20 protein-coding genes are annotated in these 26,003 nt (G+C 42.6%); 15 read left to right on the top strand and 5 right to left on the bottom strand.

All coding sequences use genetic code 11. The features are described 5' to 3' along the window. Window positions 1-18: 18 nt before the first annotated feature. The 8 genes from MKX60_RS19895 (at window position 19) to MKX60_RS19930 (ending at window position 12,044) form a co-directional block, all read left to right on the top strand. Window positions 19-888 (top strand): methyl-accepting chemotaxis protein, encoded by an 870-nt coding sequence (locus tag MKX60_RS19895; RefSeq protein WP_076299042.1) that lies wholly within the window; start codon window positions 19-21, stop codon window positions 886-888. Window positions 889-1,132: 244 nt separating this feature from the next. After that, entirely contained in the window at window positions 1,133-1,516 is a 384-nt protein-coding gene (locus tag MKX60_RS19900) for a hypothetical protein (protein WP_052404285.1), read from the top strand. After that, window positions 1,503-1,988: a nitroreductase family protein gene (locus MKX60_RS19905; RefSeq protein WP_076285740.1), complete on the top strand. Its 486-nt coding sequence runs from the start codon at window positions 1,503-1,505 to the stop codon at window positions 1,986-1,988. Before MKX60_RS19900 ends, MKX60_RS19905 begins: the two co-directional genes overlap by 14 nt. Window positions 1,989-1,999: 11 nt before the next feature. Continuing rightward, complete coding sequence (locus MKX60_RS19910) at window positions 2,000-3,739, top strand: ABC transporter ATP-binding protein (protein ID WP_076285739.1); 1,740 nt, start codon at window positions 2,000-2,002, stop codon at window positions 3,737-3,739. Then, entirely contained in the window at window positions 3,726-5,579 is a 1,854-nt protein-coding gene (locus MKX60_RS19915; protein ID WP_081393174.1) for an ABC transporter ATP-binding protein, read from the top strand. Before MKX60_RS19910 ends, MKX60_RS19915 begins: the two co-directional genes overlap by 14 nt. 142 nt (window positions 5,580-5,721) lie before the next feature. Next, window positions 5,722-8,253 carry a GH39 family glycosyl hydrolase gene (locus MKX60_RS19920; protein WP_341060754.1) on the top strand — a complete coding sequence of 844 codons (2,532 nt, stop codon included), beginning with the start codon at window positions 5,722-5,724 and terminating at the stop codon, window positions 8,251-8,253. A 167-nt stretch (window positions 8,254-8,420) separates the two neighbouring features. Then, complete coding sequence (locus MKX60_RS19925) at window positions 8,421-9,734, top strand: MFS transporter (RefSeq protein ID WP_341060755.1); 1,314 nt, start codon at window positions 8,421-8,423, stop codon at window positions 9,732-9,734. A gap of 36 nt (window positions 9,735-9,770) precedes the next feature. Then, the gene (locus MKX60_RS19930) at window positions 9,771-12,044 is read left to right on the top strand and encodes a glycoside hydrolase family 3 protein (protein WP_341060756.1); all 2,274 of its coding nucleotides are present in this window, start codon (window positions 9,771-9,773) and stop codon (window positions 12,042-12,044) included. A gap of 92 nt (window positions 12,045-12,136) precedes the next feature. Here the strand turns inward: MKX60_RS19930 and MKX60_RS19935 are convergent, their stop codons facing one another. The 3 genes from MKX60_RS19935 to MKX60_RS19945 form a co-directional block, all read right to left on the bottom strand. Continuing rightward, window positions 12,137-12,682, bottom strand: a complete 546-nt coding sequence (locus tag MKX60_RS19935; protein ID WP_341060757.1) for a TetR/AcrR family transcriptional regulator — start codon at window positions 12,680-12,682, stop codon at window positions 12,137-12,139. Between the two features lie 141 nt (window positions 12,683-12,823). Beyond that, window positions 12,824-13,960: a glycosyltransferase family 61 protein gene (locus MKX60_RS19940; protein ID WP_076285735.1), complete on the bottom strand. Its 1,137-nt coding sequence runs from the start codon at window positions 13,958-13,960 to the stop codon at window positions 12,824-12,826. A 111-nt stretch (window positions 13,961-14,071) separates the two neighbouring features. Beyond that, entirely contained in the window at window positions 14,072-14,935 is an 864-nt protein-coding gene (locus tag MKX60_RS19945; RefSeq protein ID WP_076285734.1) for a helix-turn-helix domain-containing protein, read from the bottom strand. Between the two features lie 139 nt (window positions 14,936-15,074). Here MKX60_RS19945 and MKX60_RS19950 point away from each other — a divergent pair, with 139 nt between their 5' ends. Further along, window positions 15,075-16,571, top strand: a complete 1,497-nt coding sequence (locus MKX60_RS19950) for a glycoside hydrolase family 43 protein (RefSeq protein WP_341060759.1) — start codon at window positions 15,075-15,077, stop codon at window positions 16,569-16,571. Window positions 16,572-16,653: 82 nt separating this feature from the next. Here MKX60_RS19950 and MKX60_RS19955 read toward each other — a convergent pair whose 3' ends face one another. Then, window positions 16,654-17,196: an RICIN domain-containing protein gene (locus MKX60_RS19955; protein ID WP_076285732.1), complete on the bottom strand. Its 543-nt coding sequence runs from the start codon at window positions 17,194-17,196 to the stop codon at window positions 16,654-16,656. 472 nt (window positions 17,197-17,668) lie between these two features. Here MKX60_RS19955 and MKX60_RS19960 point away from each other — a divergent pair, with 472 nt between their 5' ends. Continuing rightward, the gene (locus tag MKX60_RS19960) at window positions 17,669-18,562 is read left to right on the top strand and encodes a hypothetical protein (protein WP_340969392.1); all 894 of its coding nucleotides are present in this window, start codon (window positions 17,669-17,671) and stop codon (window positions 18,560-18,562) included. A 103-nt stretch (window positions 18,563-18,665) separates the two neighbouring features. On the opposite strand, the gene MKX60_RS19965 is transcribed toward MKX60_RS19960, so the two are convergent. Continuing rightward, the gene (locus MKX60_RS19965) at window positions 18,666-18,887 is read right to left on the bottom strand and encodes a DUF3955 domain-containing protein (RefSeq protein ID WP_149644521.1); all 222 of its coding nucleotides are present in this window, start codon (window positions 18,885-18,887) and stop codon (window positions 18,666-18,668) included. A 389-nt stretch (window positions 18,888-19,276) separates the two neighbouring features. Between MKX60_RS19965 and MKX60_RS19970 the strand changes: the two genes are divergently transcribed. The 5 genes from MKX60_RS19970 to MKX60_RS19990 all read left to right on the top strand — a co-directional run bounded on the left by MKX60_RS19970 (window position 19,277) and on the right by MKX60_RS19990 (window position 25,969). Then, a complete protein-coding gene (locus MKX60_RS19970) occupies window positions 19,277-20,836 on the top strand; it encodes a response regulator transcription factor (RefSeq protein ID WP_341060760.1) in 1,560 nt (519 codons plus the stop codon). Next, window positions 20,833-22,611 carry a sensor histidine kinase gene (locus MKX60_RS19975; protein WP_149644523.1) on the top strand — a complete coding sequence of 593 codons (1,779 nt, stop codon included), beginning with the start codon at window positions 20,833-20,835 and terminating at the stop codon, window positions 22,609-22,611. The genes MKX60_RS19970 and MKX60_RS19975 overlap by 4 nt, the downstream gene beginning before the upstream one ends. A 185-nt stretch (window positions 22,612-22,796) precedes the next feature. Next, window positions 22,797-24,107 carry an ABC transporter substrate-binding protein gene (locus MKX60_RS19980; RefSeq protein ID WP_042188169.1) on the top strand — a complete coding sequence of 437 codons (1,311 nt, stop codon included), beginning with the start codon at window positions 22,797-22,799 and terminating at the stop codon, window positions 24,105-24,107. A 228-nt stretch (window positions 24,108-24,335) separates the two neighbouring features. Beyond that, complete coding sequence (locus MKX60_RS19985; protein ID WP_371915743.1) at window positions 24,336-25,148, top strand: carbohydrate ABC transporter permease; 813 nt, start codon at window positions 24,336-24,338, stop codon at window positions 25,146-25,148. Further along, a complete protein-coding gene (locus MKX60_RS19990) occupies window positions 25,148-25,969 on the top strand; it encodes a carbohydrate ABC transporter permease (protein ID WP_042188171.1) in 822 nt (273 codons plus the stop codon). Before MKX60_RS19985 ends, MKX60_RS19990 begins: the two co-directional genes overlap by 1 nt. Window positions 25,970-26,003 lie beyond the last annotated feature (34 nt).

A 26,003-nucleotide genomic window follows, 5' to 3' on the forward strand; every position in this document is an offset into this window, starting at 1 on the left:
GGGTTTGGAGGATAAAATGTGAATGAGATAACTGTAGAAAAAACACAGCATGAACTGATTAATGCTTTCGTAAAAGTGGCTCCACTACTGAATAGTCTCTATAACGATGACATTACAATTGGCATTTATGACACGGAAAAACTGATCATCAACATTCCGGGGAAAACATTCTCGCTGAATGTCAATCCTGGTGATCCACTGATGGAAGGGGATATTGTAACAAATGCGATTAGGAATGATACAGCATTATCAGCTGTCGTTCCGAAAGAGCTGTTTGGTTTTCCGCTTGCTGCACGTGCGATACCGCTTCATGACGAGCAGGGCAAGGTAATCGGTGGTATCGGTATGGGGACAAGCCTCGAGAAAGCGAATAAGCTTTTTGAAATGGCAGAGAGTTTTTCCGCTATTGTCGAACAGACAACGGCATCTATTGATGACATCAGCCAATCGGTTTCTCATCTTACCGGTCGTGTGACAGACGTAACAAATCAAATGAAGGATGTTAGCTCCAGTGCTCAGCAGATCGGAAAGATTTCGACTGTAGTTAAAGAGATTTCGGATCAGAGCAACATGTTAGGACTTAACGCTTCTATTGAGGCGGCAAGAGCAGGAGAATTTGGGAGAGGATTTTCGGTCGTTGCCGATGAAATTCGGAAGCTGGCGACGAGCTCCAAGGAAAATGTGGACCAGATTAATGGAATTTCTAAGAATATTCAGGAACTTTTGCAACGGTTAAATCATACGTTTTCTGATATTCACGCGCTTACCGGTAGTCAATCAGGAGCAATAAAAGAATTTTCTGCAACGATTCAAGAGATAAGCTTAAAAGCGGAGGAACTAGCGCAGGTTGCGGAAGAAACGCTTTTTAGAAAAGATAAAAGTCAATAAGCAATCAATATTGATTACACATTAATAAGAATTAATAAGAAGAAATACAGTTGTCTTGTATTTCTTTTCTCTCTTTAAGCCTGCGCTTTACGCGGGTTTTTTTGTTGTTTTTTGGGATTCAGAAATGAATAATGCTGATGTTACAAAATGGAAAAATAAAACTTGACAGGATTAGATCATCTCGTATACATTTGTATACATAAACGAAACGTATACATATGTATACAAAAAAGGAGGAGTAAATATGCGTGATGGACATTTCGGAAAACGCGGTCATAGAGAACATGGGGAACACAAAGACCGTGGAGAGCATAGAGATCGCGAGCATATGAGCAGACATGGGATGGATTCTATGGATGGTCCCCCCAAAAGTGCTCAAACTTTTCGTCGCGGCAGAGCTCTAGCATTTTTGGAAAAGCTGAATGTGAATCGAGCCACTTTACAGCGGCAGCTGCAAACACCGGAGCTGGATTCGATTAAGCAAGTGATTAGCGGTGAATTGAAGGCAACGGAAGCGATCATTGAAGAGTTTATCCATATTTTTCAGATTCATGAAGTAACGCCGGAAGATAAGACTGTTGGCGAAATTAAAAAAGAGGAGAATGATCAAAAAAATGAAAACCATTGATCTTATAAAAACCCGTAGAAGTATTAAGCAATTTAAGGCGGATTCGATTCATGAGGATGATTTATTGAATTGGCTGGAAGCAGCTAGTTATGCTCCAAATCATCGTATGAACGAACCTTGGGAACTCCTATTTATCGGGCCTGAGACTAGAGCTAAATTAAAGCATAAGACGAATTTTGGAAGCGCTCCTGTCGTTCTTGCTATCTTATCTAAACCTGGTGCAACAGCGTTTGAACGTGATGAGAATGTTATGGCTGCCGCATGTTTCGCACAGAACTTCTTATTAGCTGCACATGAAGTGGGAGTTGGAGCCTATTGGGCTTCTTTAGGTGCTTTACCTCATAATCGTGAAATTCTAGGTGTCCCGCAAGATTACGATGTGATTGGACTATTTGGCATTGGATATCCGGAGGAAGTTCCAAATGCTAAGCCAAGAACACCGATGAAATCAAAAATCACATATTTATCTTAAAAGGTGATGGAATGTGGAAACTTAAGAGTTACTTAAGGCCATATTGGTTGTGGTCTGTGTTAGCACCACTTATGATGATGCTCGAAGTGTTTATGGATTTGCTTCAACCTACACTAATGGCGAGCATTGTGGATCATGGGATTATGACGAAAGATTTATCACATATTTATTCGACGGGATTGACCATGCTTGGAGTAGCATTTGTCGGTCTAATTGGTGGGGTGGGCTGCACCGTTTTTTCGAGCATCGCCTCACAAAATTTCGGGAATGATTTACGGATTAACCTGTTTGAACATATTCAGAAATTCTCAAACAAGAATCTGGATCAATTGAAGACGGGTTCATTGATTACTCGTCTAACAAATGATGTGGTGCAGCTACAAACCTTTGTTCAGATGATTTTGCGGAATATTCGCTCTCCATTGCTATTAATCGGCAGCTTGATAATGGCTATACGGATTAGTCCTTCGCTGACCCTTATCCTTGTCGTTGCCGTGCCATTGCTGGTTGCAATATTATATGGGTTAATTCGACTTTCTTTCCCTTTGTTCGAGAAAATGCAGGTCAAATTAGACGGCGTCAACACAGTATTGCAGGAAAATTTATCGGGTATTCGTGTAGTCAAAGCCTTCGTCCGTGCTAAGCATGAACAGAAACGGTTTAATACAGCGAACAAGGATTACACTGAGACTGCGATAAAAGCGGTGCGATTAATGTCGTTAAATATGCCGCTCATGATGCTTGTGCTCAATGTCAGTATCGTAGCTGTGCTTTGGTTTGGTGGGCTGCAGAGCTGGAACGGCTCCCTGCCGGTCGGTCAGTTAATTGCCTTCATTAACTATATCACCCAATTGTTGATGTCCATGCTGATGTTGAGCAATATGCTCACATTCTTCTCGCGTGCAAAGGTCTCCGCAGATCGGGAGAATGAAGTGTTTTCTACGATCAGCGAGATTACAGATGTAACCGAAGCTGAAAAAGATAAGCTACAAAACGGTCGAATTGTATTTGACAACGTTTCATTCGCTTATGATCCTACGGATGAGAACCTCGTGTTAGATGGCATCCATTTCACTGCTGAGCCAGGTGAAACTGTAGCCATCCTTGGAGCAACCGGTGCTGGTAAATCAACCTTGGTGAGCCTCATTCCACGCCTTTACGATGTTTCTTCTGGATCAATCACAATTGATGGTTCCGACACTCGGCAAATTTCTTTGGAACATTTACGTCGCAAGATCGGTTACGTTATGCAGCAAGCCATTCTGTTCAGCGGAACAATCCGTGATAATATCCGATATGGCAGACCGGAGGCTACGGATGAAGAAGTGGAACAAGCAGCAAAAGCTGCTGAAGCGCACCATTTTATTTTAGAGCTGCCACAGGGTTATGATACAGTGCTTGGCCAACGAGGCATCAACTTGTCCGGTGGGCAGAAGCAGCGGCTTTCGATTGCAAGGGCGTTGTTAATTCAGCCAACAATTCTTATTATGGATGACAGTACTAGCGCACTTGATGCGGCGACAGAGTCGCGAATTCGGCAAATGTTAAAAAAACGGCTGAGTAGTAGCACTAATATTATGATTGCTCAGCGTGTCACATCTGTGATTGATGCGGACCGCATTTTAATTCTAGAAAACGGCCGAATTGCTGTACAAGGTACACATGATGGTCTAATGAGTAGCAGTGAAATTTATCGAGACATCTGGAAATCACAGATGAAAGGGGAGGAGGTTCCTTATGTCAAAGCATGACAACGGCATGAACACTCCCCCTATCCATAGACCAGGCGGATTCGGAACAGGAATAGGACCGGGATCTGGCCCCGGACGCGGCGGCGCTGTGCCAATCGTGCGCGCCAAAAATCAAGCGAGCACGCTTAAACGCATCTGGACTTATTTGAATCGTCAGCGGTTCGGGTTAATCATTGTATATGTATTTACTGTGTTGAATGCACTTCTTTCATTGATCGGACCGTATCTCATCGGTAAAGCGATTGATACTGCGGTTATTCCACACGATTATCAGGGTCTTATTCGGTTTTGCATACTCCTTATTGGCATTTATGGGCTAGGCAGTGTAGTTGCCTGGGTGCAAGCATACGTCATGACATCTGTTTCGCAGAATACTGTTTTTGAGCTGCGCCGTGATCTGTTCAGCAAGTATCAGCAGCTGCCCATTAAATTTTTTGACACTCGGGCTAACGGAGAATTGATGAGCCGGGCAACTAACGATATTGAGAGCGTATCCAGCACACTCAATCAGAGTGTGACCCAATTGTTAAATAGTTTGATTACACTAAGCGGCTCCCTCGTTATTATGTTAATGCTGAACGTTCCCTTGACTGTAGTCTCATTAATCACGATCCCGCTCGTATTATTGGCTAGTCGAAAAATCATTGGTTTAAGCCGCACTTATTTTAGAAATCAGCAGCGACATTTAGGTGAACTTGGCGGGTTCATCGAAGAAACCATCAGCGGACAAAAGGTGGTCAAACAATACAGTAGGGAAGAGTCAGAAGTTAAACGATTCCGAAAAATAAGCGGAGAACTGAATAAGGTCAGCATTAAGGCACAAATCGTATCAGGATTAGTAGGACCCGTGATGAACATGATTAATAACCTTGGATTTGCGATCATTGCCGGGGTTGGGGGCTGGATGGCTTTCCATAACATGGCTACGGTTGGTATAATCGTTAGCTTCCTTACCTATTCCAAACAGTTCGGTAGACCCATTTCTGATCTTGCTAACCAGTACAATTTAATTCAATCTGCAATCGCCGGTGCGGAGCGTGTGTTTGAGGTTTTGGAGATGCCGTCCGAATACGGGGATGAAGAAAGTGAGGATCTCCCAAGATTAACAGGGGAGGTTGTTTTTCAGGACGTTTCTTTTGCTTATAAAGCGGATTCCCCGATTCTGTCTGGCGTTACGTTTAAAGCAAAACCTGGGGAGAAAATTGCACTCGTTGGCCCAACAGGAGCAGGTAAAACAACCATCGTTAACCTGCTGATCCGATTCTATGATTTGAATGGCGGTTCCATACGAATTGATGGTCGCGACATCCGAGAGCTGGATAAAAACGCACTTCGTAGTCAACTAGGGATGGTGCTGCAAGATGCGCATGTATTCTCGGGAACGATTCGTGAGAATATTCGGTTTGGCCGACTCGATGCGACCGATCAAGAGATTGAGCAAGCGGCTCAGCTAGCCAATGCGGATGCTTTTATCAAAAGATTGCCGCATGGTTACGAGACCCTCCTCAATGCAGAAGGCAGTAATCTGAGTCATGGCCAGCGCCAGCTGTTAACGATTGCTCGCGCAATTTTAGCTGATCCTGCCATATTAATTCTTGACGAAGCAACCAGTAGCGTGGACACACGTACGGAAATGCACATTCAACAAGCAATGAAGAATTTGATGAAGGGTCGAACAAGCTTTGTAATCGCCCACAGGCTTAGTACGATCCAGGACGCCAATCGCATACTCGTGATCCAGGGTGGAGGAATTGCTGAGCAAGGAAATCATGAGGAGCTTCTTGCGATGAAGGGCGCCTACTACGAGTTATACAATACCCAGTTCAAACGAGCGATTTAAAGAAACGTTTGTATGGCTGTGAAAAAACACTGACTTGGATCAGTGTTTTTTTGTTAGAAAGGTGACCACAGACCATCGAATTGACCGCCGAAACGCGACATTGTATGCTACTACAAGATAATGTAAACAAGGAAGTGATTATTTGAGCCATTCCAGCTATGAGCAGCTTGAGACCGAAGGCAAACTACCGTTTGATGTTTCTTTACATAGCGTCAACTTTGTGCCGAATCACTGGCATATGAGTGTGGAGCTGATTTTTGTGCTGTCCGGTAATCTAGAGGTTTCGACCGGAAACCGTCAATATAGGCTTAAAGAAGGCGATATGCTACTCATTAACCAGTGTTACGTGCATGAAGTTATCGGATTAGATCAGAATATCATCGCTACCTTTCAAATCCCAACAACCTATCTTAAGCAGCACATCCACAATGTGGAGAAGATCAGCTTTGAATGTTATTCTGCTGAAGTCGGTCCTGAGAAGCAAAATGGCTTAGATAACATGCGTCAGCTCATGGCTGAAATGGTACAGCTGAAGTATAAAGGCGGAGAAGCCTATGAGCTGGAGATGGAAGCGCGTATGCTTGGGTTATTCTCTATTTTGGTCAAACAGTTCAAACTGCCAAATTCCGGCGAAGCGATGAATATAAAATATATGGAACGAATGATGAGCATCATCACTTATATAGATGAACATTATAAAGACCCGGTGTCACTGCAGACAATCGCAGAACGAGAGTATTTGTCGGTGCCGTATTTGTCCAAATTTTTTAGCGAGAACATTGGGGTCAACTTCCAGACTTACTTAACCAGCATTCGTTTGAAAAATACCGTAGAAGCCCTTTTAAGAGATCAAGAGCATTCGCTTGCTGAGCTGGCACTTGAGCAGGGCTTTCCAAACGCAAAATCTTTTTACGCTGCATTCAAAAGCCGATATCATATTACACCACATGAGTATCGCAAAAAATATCGGCCTCAAACTCATGCGAAACAGGAAGGTTCTGCTTCCGGCTACTTAGCATTTAATCAATCCAGCGCACTGGGCATTGTTCGGCAATTCCTGCGGCGTAGTCAGTCGCACCAGCTTGAACCCGTACATGCGGTTGTTCAGCTATCTGCGAGTATTCCATTAGACAGGATTCAGCGGCAAATCCAGCATAGCTGGAAAAATATCATTACGATTAGTAAAGCAAATGAAGGACTTCAAAGTGATGTACAAGCTCATTTGAAATATGTACAAGAGCGGTGTCCGTTTCGCTATTTGCGTTTTCATGGAATTTTTGATGATTCAATGATGGTGTACCAGGAGGATCACGAAGGGCAGGCACATTATAATTTTCGCTTTGTAGATCAGTTGTTTGATTTTTTGTTATCGATCGGCTTGAAGCCTTTTATAGAACTGGGGTTTATGCCTTTTGATCTCGCAGCAGACAGCAGTAAACATGTGTTTTATGAAAAGAGTTACGTGAGTCCGCCTAAATCCATGGACCGCTGGTGTGAATTGGTAGATCGGTTTATTCGCCATTGTCTCAATCGGTACGGTCTTGAAGAGGTGGAAAGCTGGAAGTTTGAATTCTGGAACGAACCGGAATATGGTTTGTTCTGGCCTGCGACGGAAGAAGCGTACAACGAATTGTATGCCCGAACGTTCGACACCCTCAAAGCCATCTCTCCGAACCTTCAGATTGGCGCTCCCGGTAGAATTATTACTCTGAATTCCAATGCATTTTGTGAACAGTTTTTCGCTTTCTGCAAAGAACGGGGTTGTCTTCCAGACTTTATCCCGTTACATTTTTATCCGCATGAGGACATGGATGATCTGCTTAGTAAAAATTGGGAGCCTAAAGAACGATTAAGTGAAAAAGAAATATCTCCACTTACAGTAGAGGGGTTCAACAAAGTGTCCCCAAACCCCGATTATTTGAAGGAATCACTGGAGCGTGAAATCGGACTGCTCGCTGAGTTGGGACTTAACGGACAAGAGCTATATTTAACCGAATGGAATTCAACGGCATTTCATCGTGAACTGACCAATGACACATTATATAAAGCTGCATATATCGTAAAAAATATCATCGAAAATCTCGATAGCATCAGCGGGTTCGGATATTGGGTACTGAGTGACAATATTGAAGAAACGGCGGCTTCATCCCGGATATTTCATGGTGGTCTTGGACTTATGGCTCAGTATGGAATTCCGAAAGCCGCTATGCATGCCTATGAAATGCTCGCTAAACTGGGGGATCGGCTAGTCGCACATGAAGAGGGTTATATTGTGGCGGCTGGAAGAGGTGGTTATCAGATTTTGGCTTATAATTACTGTCATTTTGATGATTTGTACGCGCTTGGTGATACTTCATTCATTACACCTACTAGTCGTTATAATGGCTTCAAAAACGAGAGGCATCTTAAAATTGAGCTCACATTAACTGGATTACCATCTGGCAGATATAAGCAAGTGAACCATACGATCAGCAGGGCACATGGCAGCAGCTTTGACAAGTGGGTAGAAATGGGGGCTCCACCCGTTCTGACTGCAGAGGACACTGCTTATATAAAAGCTGCCTCTCTTCCAGGCAGACAGATTCAGCTTCTTGAAGTAGGTGAAGAGCTTTATGTTGTCATTAGAATGGAACCTCATAGCGTAGAGCTTATTGAGCTGACTCCATTGTTTTGAGAAAATGAGTCAATTTTTAAGCTTCATCTTGATGAATGATATTGAAACGCTTTCATTTAGATTAAAAATGAACCTAAAAGTGTGTAATTGACCACCTCTCCTCCAAGAGGTGGTTTATTTTATAATCAAATTGTAAACGTTTTCTAAAAGGACGAAGAGGAATTACAATGACTGGAGCATCGTCTAAAGGGCAGGTTCACACCCCTTTTCGTAGATTGACCTTTGGTATTCTGCTTGGTTACGGCATGATGATGCTGGCACTGATGACACCTGCCACCTTGCTGCTGACCTTTAAAATGATTGAAGTGGATCCGAATGGATATACCTCTTCCTATGGACTGGTTGCAGGAATAGGCGCATTCTTTGCTCTTATCGGAAATCCGATTGGCGGTGCACTCAGTGACCGAACCCATCTTTCGTTCGGACGGCGGCGCACGTGGATTATCCTAGGTCCACTAGTTGGCTGTGCTGCGCTGGTATGTACTGGTTTCGCCAACGAGCCTTGGCAGATCATGATTAGCTGGGCAGTCGCACAATTTTTCTTCAATGTAGGGATGGCAGCCTATACAGCGCTTATTCCAGACCAAGTACCTCAGGAGAAACAAGGGACAATCTCCGGATTAATCGGTCTCACTATTCCAATCGCTATGACGGTAGGGATGATCATGATGACAGTGATGACCTCAGTTTCTTCAGAAATTAAGTGGCTTTTGCTAGGTGTAATCGGCATCATAGGTCCACTTCTCAGTACGTTGATTATTAAAGAAGGTAAAGTAGAACTTGTTCCCAAGACACATAATCAAATATCGCTGGGCAAGAAGCTGAGTACGATTTTTCCTAGTCCACGTAAATTCCCGGAATTCTCTTGGGCTTTCGTATCCAAGTTCCTGATCATGATGGGATATTGTAGCACTTTATACCTCACAGTCATGCTGGTAAACCGGATGGGACTTACGGAAGAGCTGGCCACCGCAAAGGTTGCTACGATTAATATCGTTATGTTAGTGGGTGTTGCAATTACAAGTATCTTCGGTGGGGTGTTGTCAGATAAATTTGGTAAGCAAAAACCATTCCTGATTGTTTCAGGGTTCATCATTGCTATTGGGGTTCTGTTGTTTGCTTTTGTGCCAAGTTATCCGGCCTACATTGCCGGAGCTGCAGTGATCGGATTGGGCTTTGGCTGCTTCTCAGCCGTAGATATGGCACTCGTTGCACGCATTCTTCCAAGTAAAGAGGATTCAGCCAAAGACTTCGGGATTATGAACGTAGCTAATGCGTTGCCTCAGTCCATTGTTCCAGCAATCGCTCCTGTGCTGTTAGGCATTGGCAGCTGGACCTTCTTTTACATCTTCCTTGCCGTCTGCACTATACTCGGTATGCTGGCAGTGAAGCCACTTCCAGAAGTGGGAACAGAGAAAAGAGCTCAAACTGCTGAACTAACAGCTGTCGAAGCGCAATCACAAAAAGCCAATCTGGTCTAAGAAAAAACAAACAAGAAAACAGTGGAGGGAAACCATATGAATCAGAGAGAGACTATTAACACTAAAAGCCTTCATACCATTTCTTACGTAAGCAATAAGGGCGGTCCAACCTTGGGTTATTCCCCTGATTCTGGAGTGCAGATTCTCGAGCAGGACGGACTTTTCTTCAAAGATCTGAATCGTAATGGCAAGCTGGATAAATATGAGGACTGGCGATTGACGCCGCAAGAGCGGGCTGAAGATCTAGCTTCACAAATGAGTATTGAACAAATTGCTGGACTCATGCTGTATAGTCGTCATCAATCCATCCCAGCACTTAGTAGCAGCTGGTTCTCAGGAACATATAACGGTAAATCCTATGAGGAGAGCGGAGCTAAGCCATGGGAGCTTACCGATGAACAATTAGCATTTCTGGCACAGGACCATCTAAGACATATTCTGGTGACCACCGTGGAAAGTCCGGAAATTGCTGCCCTCTGGAACAACCAGGTGCAGGCATTTGCAGAAGGAACCGGCCTTGGGATTCCAGCCAACAACAGCTCCGACCCACGCCATGGCTCAGATTCTAATTCAGAGTTTAATGCTGGCGCTGGTGGGCAAATCTCCATGTGGCCGGAGACGCTGGGCCTTGCGGCAACCTTCGATCCGAAGATCACCTATCGTTTCGGGCAAGTTGCCTCACGTGAGTATCGTGCACTTGGTCTAGGGACGGCGCTATCGCCGCAAATCGATATTGCTACAGATCCACGATGGTTTCGTTTTAACGGCACTTTTGGCGAGGATTCGAAGTTATCTGCTGACATGGCAAAGGCTTATGTCGACGGCTTCCAGAGCTCGGAAGATGACAGGGAGGTTAACGAAGGCTGGGGATATGACAGCGTGAACGCTATGGTAAAACACTGGCCTGGCGGTGGTTCCGGGGAAGGCGGAAGGGATGCACATTATGCTTGCGGCAAATATGCTGTCTATCCGGGCGGTAACTTTGATGAACATCTTATTCCTTTTACAGAAGGAGCTTTTAAGCTGGATGGCCCAACCAAGCAGGCTTCAGCGGTCATGCCATACTACACAATTTCTACAGATCAAGATCAGTTGAACGGGGAGAATGTCGGGAATTCTTATAGTTCCTATCTTATTACCGATCTGCTTCGGGAAAAATACGGTTACGATGGCGTTGTGTGCACAGATTGGCTCATTACAGCAGACGAATCAGATAGTAAGGATTCCTTTCTCAGTGGTAAACCTTGGGGCGTAGAGGGTATGTCCGTCGCAGAACGGCATTACAAGCTCTTGATGGCAGGCGTTGACCAATTCGGCGGCAATAATGAGATGGAGCCCGTCCTTGAAGCATACCGAATGGGAGTAGCTGAGCATGGAGAGGTATGGATGCGGAATCGCTTTGAGCGGTCAGCTGTTCGGCTTCTACTTAATATTTTCCGTCTGGGTCTCTTCGAGAACCCGTATTTGAAGCCTGAGGAGAGCGCTCAGATTGTTGGGAATCCTGAGTTTATGCAATCAGGCTATGAAGCACAGCTGAAGTCGATCGTGCTGCTGAAAAACAAAAATCGGGTATTGCCGTTGGCAGCGAAACAAACCGTATATGTTCCGAAGCGTTATACTCCAGCAGGAAAGGATTGGTTCGGCAACCCAATGCCGGAAAAGACAGAATATCCGGTGAACCTGGATGTTGTGTCTAAATATTATCATGTGACAGATCAGCCGGAAAAAGCAGACTTTGCTCTTGTCTTCATAAGCAGTCCTAAATCAGGAGTAGGCTTTAGTCAGGAAGATTTTGAGCAAGGCGGTAACGGCTATGTGCCCATTAGCTTGCAATATAGACCGTACACTGCGGAACATGCTCGGGAGCAGAGCTTAGCTGGAGATGCGCGAGATAACGATGTACTTAACCGTTCTTATAAAGGAAAAACCGTTGTTACGCATAATGAGAGCGATCTGGATCGTGTCCTGGAAGCTCGCAAGCTGATGAAAGACAAACCGGTAATTGTGTCGATGTTATTGTCCAATCCTTCGGTTGTTGCCGAATTTGAGGGAGAGGCTGATGCTATACTTGTTAATTTTGGGTTACAGGATCAAGCACTTATGGAGGTGTTAACGGGTGCCGAGGAGCCTTCGGGATTGCTCCCAGTACAAATGCCATCAGGTATGCAAACGGTAGAAGAGCAGCTGGAAGATGTGGCACATGACATGGATTGTCATGCGGATTCAGAAGGAAATGTATATGATTTTGCCTTTGGAATGAATTGGAATGGTGTTATAGAGGATGAAAGAACGAAGAATTACCGGAAATAAGAACCGTTCTGCGGAAAAATAAAAGCAAAGCACCGCCTGAAGAATTTATCAGGCGGTGCTTTGTATATCAATCGGTTTTTCCGATGGTGGAGCTATAAGTTCCTTTCCAACAAAGTCCCAAGTTGTTCAGCCAAGATTTGATGTGTTACAGGCTTCTCATTCTTGAACCACCATTCCACAACCCCTGCATAAGCTGATGCCACAAAACTAATGATAACCTCTTCATTTAATCCGTGGTTTATCCCTTCCGTTACATTTACTTCATGTCTAAACTCTTTTTGAAGAAAGGTTAAGAACCAATTACGGAAATAAGGGGCGCCTTTGCTCGCCAGCATCATAGAGAAAAAAGAATAATGATTATCGAAGTATTCCGTCCACTTCAACGTGGCCTCAATAAAATCTAAATCTGCTGCCGATTCGCAAAGTACTCTAAGAACTTCTATATGTTCCTCGATAAGCTTGTCTAACAAATCATATTTATCCTGATAATGAAGATAAATGGTTCCTCGGCTTACATTTGCCTTGTCGGAGAGATCCTGTATGGTAATGTCGTCAAAATTCTTCTCGGACATCAGTTCAATAACAGCTTTTTTAAGTGCTTCTTGTGATTTAAGAATCCTTCTATCCACTTTAGACATTTGATTTTCTCCTTACTTTCAAAAAAATGAACACTTTTATAGGACCTGTTCAGTATTGAACAAAACACACACATCGCTTTAAAAAACCAGAAACCCGCAAATTTCTCTTTAAGAAGCGTAGACAAGCTCAATGACGATAGGCTAAGTATTCAAACCTGCCAAATGCAAAATCTGCTTCAGACGATCTATATCCACATAGATATCTTCGAATCCCGGAAAACGAATAGCAGGATCTGGCCAGCCTTGACCATACATCATGTAATAATCAAGAGCGTTATGGTTGCTGATCATCCAATACGTTGGAACGACATGCTGTTCATGAACAATTTCAATAACTTGTGTTCCAGATTGACAAAAAGCCAGATTGGCCAGTCCAGCGCCATGTGCTCCCATGATTACCTTTGCCGAAGCGAATAACTGGATTTGCTGGGCAACCGTCCAATCCTCAAGATAAATAGGTTGAATGCTATATTCTTCAAGGCAGCGTATAACTTCCTCTTCATTAACCAAACGCCTGGTGCTTGCTTTGTTTCGAGAAATATAAATACGCTCAGGTGTAGCGAGTGTTGATTCCCTGTGAGGCAATAATAATTTACGTAGTGTATCCGTGGTCCACGGGGGATAGTGGGAATTCATCATCAAAGAAGGGACAAGTAGCTGATCAGCTTCAAAGTAAGCTTCAGGATTTGTCCGGATTACTGAAGACTCTGATATACCGAGCATAGCCCAGGTTTGTTCCACAAATGGTCCATATGGATTTGGATTCATGATGATAGAGGTATAAGGAATTCCACTCGTTTTGAGCATCGCCAGCCTAGGGAGCACATCATACAACCAGTGGAAATAGTTATGGCTTCCGCAAAACGTCAATACAGCCACGGTTCCTTCTAAATATTGAAGTTTTGGATCATTCCACCGGTGGAACACAGGGTGTTCCTCTGCTTCTAGCATTCTATTTTGAACGGCGTCATATTCCTGTGACAGATCAAAGATCAGCTTTCCCTCCGGAGATAGAACAGCACCAGATTCTCCCCATACCCTTCCACTCGAGATGGTGGCTACGTATCCACCAAACGGCTGTAAACAATAAGGCGTCAGTGCAGAATGAATACTCGATTCAATGCTTTTAGGAGCGGTGAACTCGGCCACCTGACCGAAATCAAACGGAATAACCTGTCCAGCTTCATGGATAGTTCTTTTTTGTCCCCATTCTGTTTCAAGTTCCAAGACACTCCGGTAATATCCAGAGGGCGCTCCCCCGTTCACAGAAAAACTCATCGTTTCACCTCTTTTGGCCAAGTTGAACTCCAGAAACATCATTAAGCTATTCTATGGAACAAGGAACTTAACGACACAATTCCTTCTGAAAAGGGCGAGTGAACAGTTCCTTTATAGCTTCTTCCGATAAGCCTTAGGAGACATACCGTAGGTTTTGGTAAATTGTCGTGTAAAGTAATTGCTATCGCTAAACCCGCTTTCATGTGAGATCTGAGTAATACTGAAGTTAGAATGCTTCAACAAGCTGCAAGCCCGTTCCAGACGCAATCGATGGAGATAGGAGATAGGAGTCGTCTGATAGTAAGAGCGAAAGATCCGGTTTAAGTGTCTAACAGATATCCCTGCGTGTACGGCGATTTGATCCAGCGACAACGCTTCAAGATAATGGTCTTCCATAAAAGAGAGCGACTTCGCCAAATGTATTAGATGATTATCCTGGCTGCTTTTATCCTGCTTTTCATAATGCCTTGATAAATAGACAACCAGTTCCATAAACCGTGAGACGAGCAACGTCTGATATCCTTGAAGCTTGTGGCTATATTCTTCAATCATACCGGCAATGAGTGCAGTGACAAACTCCAGCATGGGAATTGGCAAGCTTAGTTTACTTGTGTAGGCATGTTTATGACGATACAACGGTTCCAATACAAACAGCGCCTGAAAGCCGTTCGAAGTTCGCAGATCCGATCCAGCCGTCGACAGCATTTCAGGCTTGTACATAATATTACAGATCTTAAAATCCTGAGGATCTTTAAAAGCATGCGGGGTTGAACCGTTAATCACAAAAACATTCCCCTTCTTGATGAATGATTCTTCGGTATTCACAATATGAGTAGCAGTACCACTCAAGACGATTACGAGCTCTGAAAAGTCCACATGTCTATGAAGGTCAGTATCATTGTCGTGAAAGCCGTATTGAATAAAGAATGGGAATTTCTGATCTGATGTAAACCAATTCAAATAAAATTCGCTCAATTCGTAACCCTCCAAAAGTATGTCTAGATGAATGTCTATATCATGCTATTTTACGACTGGATAATCAAGGTTTATCGTTTAGCTAGTGGAGTATAATCCTTGACATAGATGCAAATGTTCAACAAAAGGAGAATGCTTCATGAAATATAACAATCCGATATTACCAGGTTTTTATCCAGATCCAAGCATTTGCAGAGTAGGCGAGGATTACTTTTTGGTAAACAGTTCATTTGCTTACTCTCCGGGAATACCCATTTGGCATAGTAAAGATTTAGTCCATTGGAAGCAGCTCGGGTATTGCTTAACAAGTGATTCCCAGCTTCAATTTGATAAATCGGTCGTGTCTGGAGGGGTGTGGGCACCAACCATTCGTCATCATAATGGTCGATTCTACATGGTGACGACAAATCAGGATAGCGGTGGACACTTCTACGTTTGGACGGTTGACCCAGCAGGTGAGTGGTCGGATCCTATTTATGTGGATCAGGAAGGGATTGATCCATCCTTATTTTTTGACGATGGAAAAGTATATTTTACAAGCACTGGCACCAAGGATGGTATGGGAATCTACCAATGTGAGATTGATATTGAAACGGGCCATAAGCTGTGCGATTCTCGTTTGATATGGACAGGCAGTGGCGGTAAATTTCCTGAAGGACCACATCTTTATAAAATAAATGGCTACTATTATTTAATGTGTGCTGAAGGCGGGACAGAATATGGACACATGGAAACCATAGCAAGAAGTAAATCACCCTATGGACCCTATGAATCCTCACCCCGGAATCCCATTTTGACTCACCGGAGCTCGGATTACCCTATACAAGCTACGGGACATGGCGATCTGGTAGAAGCACAGGATGGCAGCTGGTGGGCGGTATTTCTAGGGATTCGACCAGTAGGATATCCATATCGACATCATCTTGGCAGAGAGACATTTCTTGCTCCGGTCCATTGGAGTGAAGATGGATGGCCGATGATTGGAGATCACGGTGTTGTTGGATTAGAAATGGAAGCTGACACTCCACCACCAGTGCTATGGGAAGACGAGCCTGAGACCGATGATTTTAATCGATCTGATTTAGGAATGAGCTGGAATTGTATTCGCAATGCTAAAAAAGTCGATTGGTCTTTGCAGGAGCGACCAGGGTGGCTAGCATTACATGGAGCTGATGTGAGATTAAGCGAACAGGGAACGCCTGCATTTATTGGCTGTAGACAGCGTCACTTGGATTGTGAAATTTCCACTAAAATGGAATTCAACCCACTAGATGGTGATGAAGCGGGTCTTGTTGTGTTTATGGATCAGATGTATCACTACGAAATCGGACTAACCCAGGTAGAAGGTGAAAATGTGATTACGCTGCGAAGACAAGTGGGTAGCATAAGTGATGTGAAATATTCTTCTCCATTGGAAGACACAGTCGTAGAATTGAAGATTCAAGCATTACCTGAGAAATATTTGTTCTCTTATCGAGGTGCAGATCAGTTATGGCATCCACTAGGTGAAGCGGAGACACACTTGATCTCTACTGAAGTGGCAGGCGGATTTACCGGAGTGTTCTTTGGGATGTATAACTACTCTATCAACCGAACAATCGCATATTATGATTGGTTCCGCTATCAAAAGGAATAACAATCCTAAAATATGTTAAATTAAGAAATGGCGATGCTCGGGATGTTTCCCTGCACCGCCATTTCTTGTATTTGGAAATAGCTTAATTTTTTCGTATATATTCTATATACCAGTGCTGATTGTGACCGCCGTTATCACTCCATTGAATGGCCTGCGCACCGCTGGTTTTATCTTGTCCCGATATATCCAATAACTTGCCACTGGCTCGGTTTTTAATTTTATACATGTTTTTTTCACCAGTTGGAATAAGCTCCCACTGTTGGTTCCACCCGTTATTGCTCGGCCATTGAATAACACTGGCCCCATCGGATGAAGATGCTCCGTTGACATCCAATAAATCTCCGCTAGCTATGTTTCTGAAATTATAATATCCGTTTTCTGCAATTTCGAGATACCATTTTTGATACTCTGCTCCTTGATCGATGTATTGTACGATAAGCGCACCGTCTGCTTGTGAATCCGCTCCGCTGACTGACAGCACGTTATTGCTGTGTTCATTGATAATTTTGAGAGGAATTGGCACTCCAGCGTGCGTCGTTGAAGTTAGTGCGAGTGACGATGCAGATACAACTAACACAAGTGCCAAAAACATTTTCACTCCGTACCTAATTTGAACTCGTTTCATGAAAATACACTCCTTCTTCAATTATAATTAATTTCTTAACCTGCCGCCTGTCCATTTTAAAAACAAGTTTTATGTATTCAACTTAATCACCTCCTAAATCAGTAAATGTATTGCATGTCATTCGATAGAATCTGAAAAAGGACTCTATCCTCAAAAGTAAATACATAAAATATAAATAAATAATGGTTCATTTGCTAAGAATATACTTTAATTTCAAATAATGAGTCAATATGATTTTTTTCGCTATTTATATAAAAATAATACTATCAACAGCTTTAAATGAGCATATCAAAAACCAAAAAAATACTCATCGGACCATAAAAAGACACGGATACAAGTCAGTGTCTTTTTGTGGACATTTATGATGTTTCACTTCTTTGTTCAGTGCTAAAGGAAATATCTTCTTGTCTACTTTTTAAGATATTCTTGGTAAGGTAAGGGGATATCAATGAATAAGAGGTGATGAGTTGTAATGATTAAGAAATACTGCTTGTTCTGTGATGAGATGGTATCCATTACATCGGAAGGTGATTACGATAGATTTTTAGGCTGTAATTGTTCTCCTGACGGGTTCTATAACTTATTGAGAGACAGCTATGAGCCTATAAATTCTCTCGCGCATCCAAAGAAACGCGATATGTTTCATGTGATATCGGCTTATATACGGGAGCTGACAGATCGTGGAGAAAAGGTCAGTCTATCGGCCGACGATTTAGAATCCATTGTAAATTCCTCGAAAATTCCAGTGACGATTGAAGATAAAGGAAACCGTTTACTGCAATACTTATACAGACATTCTGAAGCCCCTGGGGAATCCGTTGTTATTCAGCCACTCTCCAGTAGCTATAACCTAACGTATTCGCCTAATCTGCAAGAACTGGTATATATCATAGATAAGCTGATTAACGAGCAGTTTATGATCAGGGAAGGCATGACTTTTAAGCTGACGGACAAGGGATGGAATGAAGCTGCCGCAATCGCAGGAGGTAAAAAATTAAAACCCTGTATCGTTCTATTGTCAGATGCGGAGGATTTGCACACGGAGTGGGTGGATAAGCTGCTTCCTAAAATCGAGCAGTTTGGTTATATACCACGGTTACTAAGGCATACGTCAATGCAAAACCTTGAACCGTATTCTTTGGAGCTTATAGAGGAGAGTAAACTGATTATCGCTGATTTAACCGGCCAATCTCCTGAAGTGTATTTTACTGCAGGATATGCGCTCGGGTTGAACATTCCAGTGATTTGGACTGTGAACAGCAGCGATGCCAATGATCTTTTTGTACAAGTGAAAAATATCCGTCCAATCGTTTGGGATACAGCTGAAGAGCTGGTAGTCTTACTCCAGCAGAAATTGAGTTTATAGAGTCCATGTCAAATTTAAAATGAACATCCAACGCAGAAGAAGCCGCGAAATATTGCGGCTTCTTTCTTTTTGCTATAAAAGTTAATGTCCCCATACAACGCTATTACGAAATCTTTTTTCTATTATTGAGGACTGACCCGAGACCTACGAATAGGAATGCTACAATACTGCAGAAAAAAAATAGGTAACTAAGCGGAATTAAGAAAAAAGCCGGCTCATGCAAGATTCCATCCGGTCCCACGCTTGAACCCACCATACGTGAGATCATTAAACTGATGATGCTTAATAATAATGGTGAAGCGGCTATTAGATATTTCTTTTTCATATGACATTCTCCTTTGCTTGATAATCATATAATACACAAAAAACATTCGCGAATCAACATTAATTTATTGTAATTCGATATATCATTATTGTAAATCAAATGAATTAACTTGTGCTTGGAATTGGATTTGAAAATGGGGACTTGACCATAATTGCTGGTGAGGACTATTATTTGGTTTAAACAAATTTAAGTAAGTCTCAAGGCTTTATTTGTATAGAAGGTCGCTCCGAGTCGGATGGATTGAACTGTAACAGATAAATAGAAAACGGTTACATCCAATGCTTCGATAGTATGAAGGAATGGCGTTCTGGTCATTTGTATGACTTTTTAAATTTGTCCAATCAGTGAATGAACATAATAACAGGTTGAACAGCTGCAAGGGGGCAGATATGAAACCAATATTTAAGATTATGATTGTGGATGACGAGATGCTGGTTAGACAGGGAATTAAACATCTTTTGGAGTGGGAACAAGAAGGGTATCGAATCGTCGGAGAGGCCTCTAACGGTGTTGAAGCACTGAGTATGATGGATGAGCTGAATCCTCATATTATTATTACGGATATCGTAATGCCAATAATGGGCGGGGAGAAGCTAGTCAAGATCGTTAAGGAGAAGTACCCACACATTGAAGTAATCGTCTTAAGCAGCTTCAGTGAATACGATTATGTCCGTTCCACATTTCAGAGTGGGGTAGCAGATTATATCCTTAAGCCAAAGCTGGAAGCCGATTATCTGTTGTCCATCCTAAATAAAACTACAGCTAAGATGGCAGGGATGAAGATAAGCGACCCAGGGGCAGATCCAGAGGAAAAGCAGCTTTTGTTCGCGATCGAGAAGCTCATGACGGGTTATGAGTCAGTGCTAGAACCTGCTTTGCTTCATTCCAAGTTTCCACACGCACAATTCGCAATTTTCGGAGCAGATATGAAGCATATTAAAGATTCTGGTGATAAGTTAACGTTCGCAAATGAAATCGAAAGAGGAATTCAAAAGTTAGCTTTGGACGATGTTGTGTTTATTCGGTTAAAGTTTGTTAACGACTCGGTCATTTATTTGCTTAACGTTAATCCAGAACATTGGGACGAGCTTGTGATTGAACTCCGTTATCTGATCTCAGAAATAGAACATCGTGTGAGAGAAACACATTTTATTATCAGTCAGAGCTTTGCGCACTTTGAGAGACTTGGTGAGATTTATCGAGACAATTACTTGAAGCTTACACGATACAGTTTCTACTTGCCAGAACGAAGTCTGATTGAGAATGATCACTTGCCGGGTCTTCCGGGAGCATATCAGGAAATTGATATGGGAGAATTAATGGACCAGTTGAGACGTAAGCAATTCCAGAAGGCATTTACAGAGTTTCTTGAATATGTCCATCTGCGTTCAATGGATTATCGCATTGATATTTTCGAATTTAAATCGCTATTGGGCAACTTTATATTTAACGTAGCGACCACGCTTGGAAAAATGAAGTGTGAGATCGGAGGTCTGGAGGAGACCAAATACGACTACTTCCGAAAAATAGATGAAGCGATGTATGCAAGTGATGCTATTGCTGTTACCGAAGCATTCATTCGAGAAGTTGAGCGCACGATTGGTGAGACGAATTCATCGGTTAACCCCAATATGACAAAGCTACTCGAATATATTCAGAATCATTATGCAGATCCGATCACACTGACAGGGGTAGCTAGACAGTTCCACTTCAATGCTTCTTATTTATCGAGTTATTTTACTGCCCATAATGGAGAAGGCTTTAGTGAGTACCTGAATAAAGTCCGTTTGGAAAAAGCTATGGAATTGCTCGAGACAACAGAAAAATCAATTTCTGATATTAGCGCAAGCGTGGGATATTCAGATCAGAGTTATTTCACCAAGGTATTTAAAAAGCAGACTGGCATTTCTCCAAGCCGGTACCGGAGACGGGACGTAGAGCAGCCATGATTGGAAATTTCATTAACAATATTAGAAAGCAGGGCTTATTCCTCAAGCTGTTTCTCGTGACCCTAATTAGCATCGTAACTGTATCACTCTTGACGCTGGCTATTACAATTAGTATGTCGGAGAAATTATTTTTACAGACCTTTAGTATTACAAACGGCAAACTGCTGAATCAGATGAAGTCAAACCTGGAATCGTATAACAACATTATTGCTACCGGTGCTACTATGATGGCTCAAAATGAAGCTATCCGGAATTATTTATCTAGCGGAGAGACGGATGCAGTGAATCTTGCGATCAAAACATATCACATGACAGAGGGCATGCGGGCAATCCGCTCTAACCTCAGCGCCGTTGATGTTGGTATCATGATCGTGGGTGTAAATGGCAGGAGTTATTCAACAGATCCATGGTATTGGGACATTTCCGCAGATGAACTAATGGCTCACCCAATAACGAAGGAAACCATATCCCATCCTGATCAAATCCTGTATCAGCTCGATCTAAGGGAAAATAAAGAGAACGTGAAAGAGCCTATGCTGGTAGCTTCCAAAGCTTTATTTGATCATTCGACCGGAAGAATTTATGGCACCATGTACGTTGCCATTCGTGATCGAGATTTCAAGCCCTTTTATGCTAACTTTACGAGTGAGGGTAATGACGTTGTGTTGCTGAATAAGAAGGGATTAATTGTATCCAGCAGCAAGACAGAAATGATTGGGCTCCGCGATAAAAAGCTGCTGCAAGAAGTAGAGGATGGAGGTAAAAATGGCGATTCTACCTATGTGATGGGGAATGAACGAATTGTTTTCTCGGAATACTTACCTGAATTTGATTTTTATATGGTGAACCTGATAGATAAGAACGCCGTGACCGGACAGATGGTGAATGCCAAAGCGGTGACACTGACAATCATGGCTATCGTGGCAATATCGCTCATTATTGTTTTTTTGATTACCCGAAAAATGACGAAGTCCTTGCGTGTACTCGTTAAACAGATGTCGAGTATTCCTACAGGTGATTTCGATAATCATGTAGATGTCACTAATAGTAGTTATGAAGTTAAGGAGTTAGGTAACGCCTTCAATTTTATGCTTGATTCACTTCATGATTATGTTGATAAGCTGATGGAGACTCAAAAGCAACAACGTAATGCGGAGCTGGCGGCACTCCAAATGCAGATTAACCCACATTTTTTATATAATACGCTGGCTTCTATCAAATTTCTGGTGCAGCAGGGCAATAAGGAAAAAGCAGCTGGAACGATAAATTCACTAATCTCACTCCTGCAAAATACAGTAAGCGATGTTCATTCTACCATTCCTGTTAGTCAAGAATTGGAGTCGTTGAAGCATTATGTGTATATCAATCACGTGAGATATGGTGAGAAGATCCGTGTGAATTACTTTGTGGAGCCAGAGAGCTTGGATTATCATATGCCGAAGCTAATTCTTCAACCTTTTATCGAAAATGCATTCTTTCATGCATTCAACCTTAAAGATGAGGGAAGAATTCTCATCATGATTTCCGTGCAGGAAGAGCAACTAGTATGTGAAGTTGTAGATAACGGTGATGGAATGGATCTTGACCCGAATTTGCTGGAAGAGGAGCAGCTACCAGCTTCGAAGCACAAACGCCAACTGTTCTCCGGGATCGGTATACGGAATGTGGATGACAGAATCAAATTGTTATACGGTGAGAGATACGGGATTAATATTACAAGCAAACGGAATGAAGGTACACAAATCGTTGTTACGCTTCCATTGTTAAAAAACTAAAAATTTTACATGAATCTAAAAATAGTACCAGAGTCGATATGAGAATCAAAATAGGACCCAATAATATCACCAAACCTAACAAAGATACTGCCAAAGAAAACGAATACAAAATGATAAGATGGAGGCGTAGCAGAGAAAACGCTTCCATCTTTATTATTTTTCAGACTATCAAGGGGGTTTACGTAGTGAAAAAATTATTATCCGTAATGCTAGCTAGTGTGGTTCTACTGTCGGCATGTTCCACAGGTGGAACGAAAAATGAAACGAGCAACTCTGGTAACTCCGGTGCCGAAGGTAGCAGCAAGCCAAAAGAGATTACAGTTTGGGCTTGGGATCCGGCGTTTAACATTGCCGCTATGAATGTTGCCAAAGATGCTTATGCGAAAGTTAATCCGGACGTAACGGTTAATGTCGTTGAGAACGCGCAAGCTGATATCGTTCAAAAGCTGAATACGGGGCTAAACTCTGGTTCCACGAAGGGTCTTCCTAACATTGTGTTGATCGAAGATTATCGTGCACAGAGCTTCTTACAAGCTTATCCAGATTCTTTTTATGAATTGACGGATGTTGTAAAGGCTGCTGACTTTGCGGATTATAAGATTGGCCCTACCAGTGTTGACGGCAAACAATACGGTGTTCCGTTTGACTCTGGCGTAACTGGAATGTATGTACGGACAGACTATCTCGAGCAAGCAGGCTACAGCCTGGATGCATTACAGGATATCGACTGGAAGCAATATATCGAGATCGGTAAAGCTGTAAAAGAGAAAACCGGCAAAAGCATGCTAACACTTGATCCGAACGATCTAGGACTTATCCGAGTGATGATCCAATCGGCGGGCGCATGGTATACCGGAGATGATGGTCAGACTCCGACTATAGAAAGCAACCCTGCTTTGAAAGAGGCGCTTGTAATGTACAAAGAAATGATGGATTCCGGTATCGTAAAAGTAATTTCAGACTGGAGTCAGTTTGTAGGTGCATTCAATGGTGGTGAAGTGGCTAGTGTACCTACAGGTAACTGGATTACACCTTCGATTAAAGCAGAAGCTTCTCAATCTGGTAAATGGGCAGTAGCTCCACTACCTAAGTTAGGAGCAACAGAAGGCTCTGTTCACGCTTCCAACCTTGGAGGTAGTTCCTGGTACGTAATGAATGTAGATGGTAAAGAAGCAGCAGCTGAGTTCCTATCTAAGACTTTTGCCTCTGATGCTGAACTGTATCAGACGTTGAATACAAAAGTTGGTGTTATCGGCACCTTGAAAGCTGCGGCGAGCGGTGAAGCTTACTCAGCTGCGGATGAATTTTTCAAAGGCCAAAAGGTCGTATCAGACTTTGCAGCATGGACCGAGCAAATTCCTAACGTCAACTATGGCATGAACACTTACGCAATCGAGGACATTATGGTTGTAGCAGTACAATCTTATCTAGGTGGCAAAGATGTAGATACTGTTTTGAAAGATGCGCAGAAGCAAGCGGATACTCAAATTCGCTAATCGCACTTAGGCTGTACAACCGATGCCCTTGCTCCTTCTTCTCCTGTAAATTGGATTTATACAGAAGGATAGGTAGCAGGGGCTTTCATCTCTAATATATAAGACAGAAGGGTGCGGAGTGGAGTGGAAACTATAAAGACAGGGCTAAGCCCGCAAAAACATAAGAGCTCTAAAGGGTCACGGCAGATCCGTCTGACGGGTTGGTTATTCGTCCTTGTGCCGGTCATTATGATCAGTATTTTCTATTTTTATCCAATGATCCAAGCGTTAATTCTATCCTTTAAGACGGGTAGAGGCAACAATCTTCAGTTTACCGGACTAGATAACTATATTCGCTTGTTTAGCGATACTACTTTTCTTACTGCCGTCAAAAATACATTTATTTATTTGATTATTCAGGTTCCAGTCATGCTGGTACTGGCGCTCTTTATCGCCGTCCTGCTAAATGACGATAGACTGAAATTTAAGGGTTTTTTCAGAACGGCTATATTTCTGCCGACGGTAACCTCACTTGTAGCGTATTCCGTTGTTTTCAAGTACATGTTTGGAGCCGAAGGGATCATTAACAAATTTCTGGTGAATCTTCATCTAATCAGCGAACCGATTCAATGGATTACTGACCCCTTCTGGGCCAAAGTTACGATCATCATTGCTATCACCTGGCGCTTTACTGGCTATAATATGATTTTCTATTTATCATCCCTGCAAAATGTAGACAAATCTATTTATGAAGCTGCTCACATAGATGGCGCTAGTGCATTTACTCAATTTTTCAAAATCACAATTCCTCTATTGAAACCGATTATCTTGTTTACGACGATAACATCGACCATTGGAACACTTCAGTTGTTTGATGAGGTGGTTAACATCACGAAAGGTGGACCCGGCAATGCAACCATGTCGATTTCCCAATATATTTACAACCTTTCTTTTGAATACACACCTGACTTTGGATACGCTGCAACCGTCTCCTACTCGATTGTTGTAATGGTACTCATTCTGACGCTGATTCAGAACAAAGTAGGAGGAGACAAGAGATAATGAAAACTAAACGCATGTTTACTTACCTGTTTCTAGTCATCGCTGCGCTGATCTCTATCTTTCCATTTATCTGGATGGTTATTAGTGCCACAAATCAGTCGGTTGATGTAACAAAAGGGACATTACTTCCTGGTACGCATCTCTTTAAGAATATAGACAATCTCTTTAGTTCAGTGGATATGTGGCAGGCTCTTTGGAACTCTGCAAAAATCTCTGTTGTTACTACTTTACTTTCACTATTGGTAGCATCGGCGGCTGGATATGGTTTTGAAATGTACCGCAGCCGTGGTAAAGATATCGTATTTAATATCTTACTAGCCTCTATGATGATTCCGTTCGCGGCAATCATGGTACCTCTATTTCAAATGTTTGCAAAAGTATCGAGTGTTGTGCCGTTCCTTGGTATCGATACAGCAGCAGCAGTTATTATGCCGACATTTACAACAGCATTCTTAATTTTCTTCTTTCGTCAAAATACAAAAATGTTTCCTAAAGAAATGATGGAAGCCGGTCGCATCGATGGTCTTTCGGAATTTGGTTTATTCTTCCGCATATATATGCCAACGATGAAATCAACTTATGCTGCCGCGGCGATTATCACCTTCCTTAACAGCTGGAACAACTATTTATGGCCTTTGATCGTATTGCAATCACCAGAAAATATGACCGTGCCATTGCTAATATCGAATCTCGGATCGGGTTATGCGCCTGACTATGGTCTGATTATGTCCGCGATTGTCATTACGACTCTGCCGACTGCCCTTGTATTCTTCATGATGCAAAAGCAATTTGTAGCTGGTATGACGGGTTCAGTTAAATAAGAAAGCTATCATTTTAAAGCAGAAGGAGGAAAAT

Source organism: Paenibacillus sp. FSL R5-0914, from assembly GCF_038004525.1.
In the GTDB taxonomy this organism is placed as follows: Bacteria; Bacillota; Bacilli; order Paenibacillales; family Paenibacillaceae; genus Paenibacillus_AQ.

Bases quoted from the DNA above. Each gene is read 5' to 3' on its own strand.
- MKX60_RS19960 (WP_340969392.1), top strand. From the start codon at position 17,669: ATGATTAAGAAATACTGCTTGTTCTGTGATGAGATGGTATCCATTACA.
- MKX60_RS19940 (WP_076285735.1), bottom strand. From the start codon at position 13,960: ATGAGTTTTTCTGTGAACGGGGGAGCGCCCTCTGGATATTACCGGAGT.
- MKX60_RS19935 (WP_341060757.1), bottom strand. From the start codon at position 12,682: ATGTCTAAAGTGGATAGAAGGATTCTTAAATCACAAGAAGCACTTAAA.
- MKX60_RS19910 (WP_076285739.1), top strand. From the start codon at position 2,000: ATGTGGAAACTTAAGAGTTACTTAAGGCCATATTGGTTGTGGTCTGTG.
- MKX60_RS19955 (WP_076285732.1), bottom strand. From the start codon at position 17,196: ATGAAACGAGTTCAAATTAGGTACGGAGTGAAAATGTTTTTGGCACTT.
- MKX60_RS19915 (WP_081393174.1), top strand. From the start codon at position 3,726: ATGTCAAAGCATGACAACGGCATGAACACTCCCCCTATCCATAGACCA.
- MKX60_RS19925 (WP_341060755.1), top strand. From the start codon at position 8,421: ATGACTGGAGCATCGTCTAAAGGGCAGGTTCACACCCCTTTTCGTAGA.
- MKX60_RS19965 (WP_149644521.1), bottom strand. From the start codon at position 18,887: ATGAAAAAGAAATATCTAATAGCCGCTTCACCATTATTATTAAGCATC.
- MKX60_RS19985 (WP_371915743.1), top strand. From the start codon at position 24,336: ATGATCAGTATTTTCTATTTTTATCCAATGATCCAAGCGTTAATTCTA.
- MKX60_RS19900 (WP_052404285.1), top strand. From the start codon at position 1,133: ATGCGTGATGGACATTTCGGAAAACGCGGTCATAGAGAACATGGGGAA.
- MKX60_RS19970 (WP_341060760.1), top strand. From the start codon at position 19,277: ATGAAACCAATATTTAAGATTATGATTGTGGATGACGAGATGCTGGTT.
- MKX60_RS19975 (WP_149644523.1), top strand. From the start codon at position 20,833: ATGATTGGAAATTTCATTAACAATATTAGAAAGCAGGGCTTATTCCTC.
- MKX60_RS19990 (WP_042188171.1), top strand. From the start codon at position 25,148: ATGAAAACTAAACGCATGTTTACTTACCTGTTTCTAGTCATCGCTGCG.
- MKX60_RS19905 (WP_076285740.1), top strand. From the start codon at position 1,503: ATGAAAACCATTGATCTTATAAAAACCCGTAGAAGTATTAAGCAATTT.
- MKX60_RS19930 (WP_341060756.1), top strand. From the start codon at position 9,771: ATGAATCAGAGAGAGACTATTAACACTAAAAGCCTTCATACCATTTCT.
- MKX60_RS19950 (WP_341060759.1), top strand. From the start codon at position 15,075: ATGAAATATAACAATCCGATATTACCAGGTTTTTATCCAGATCCAAGC.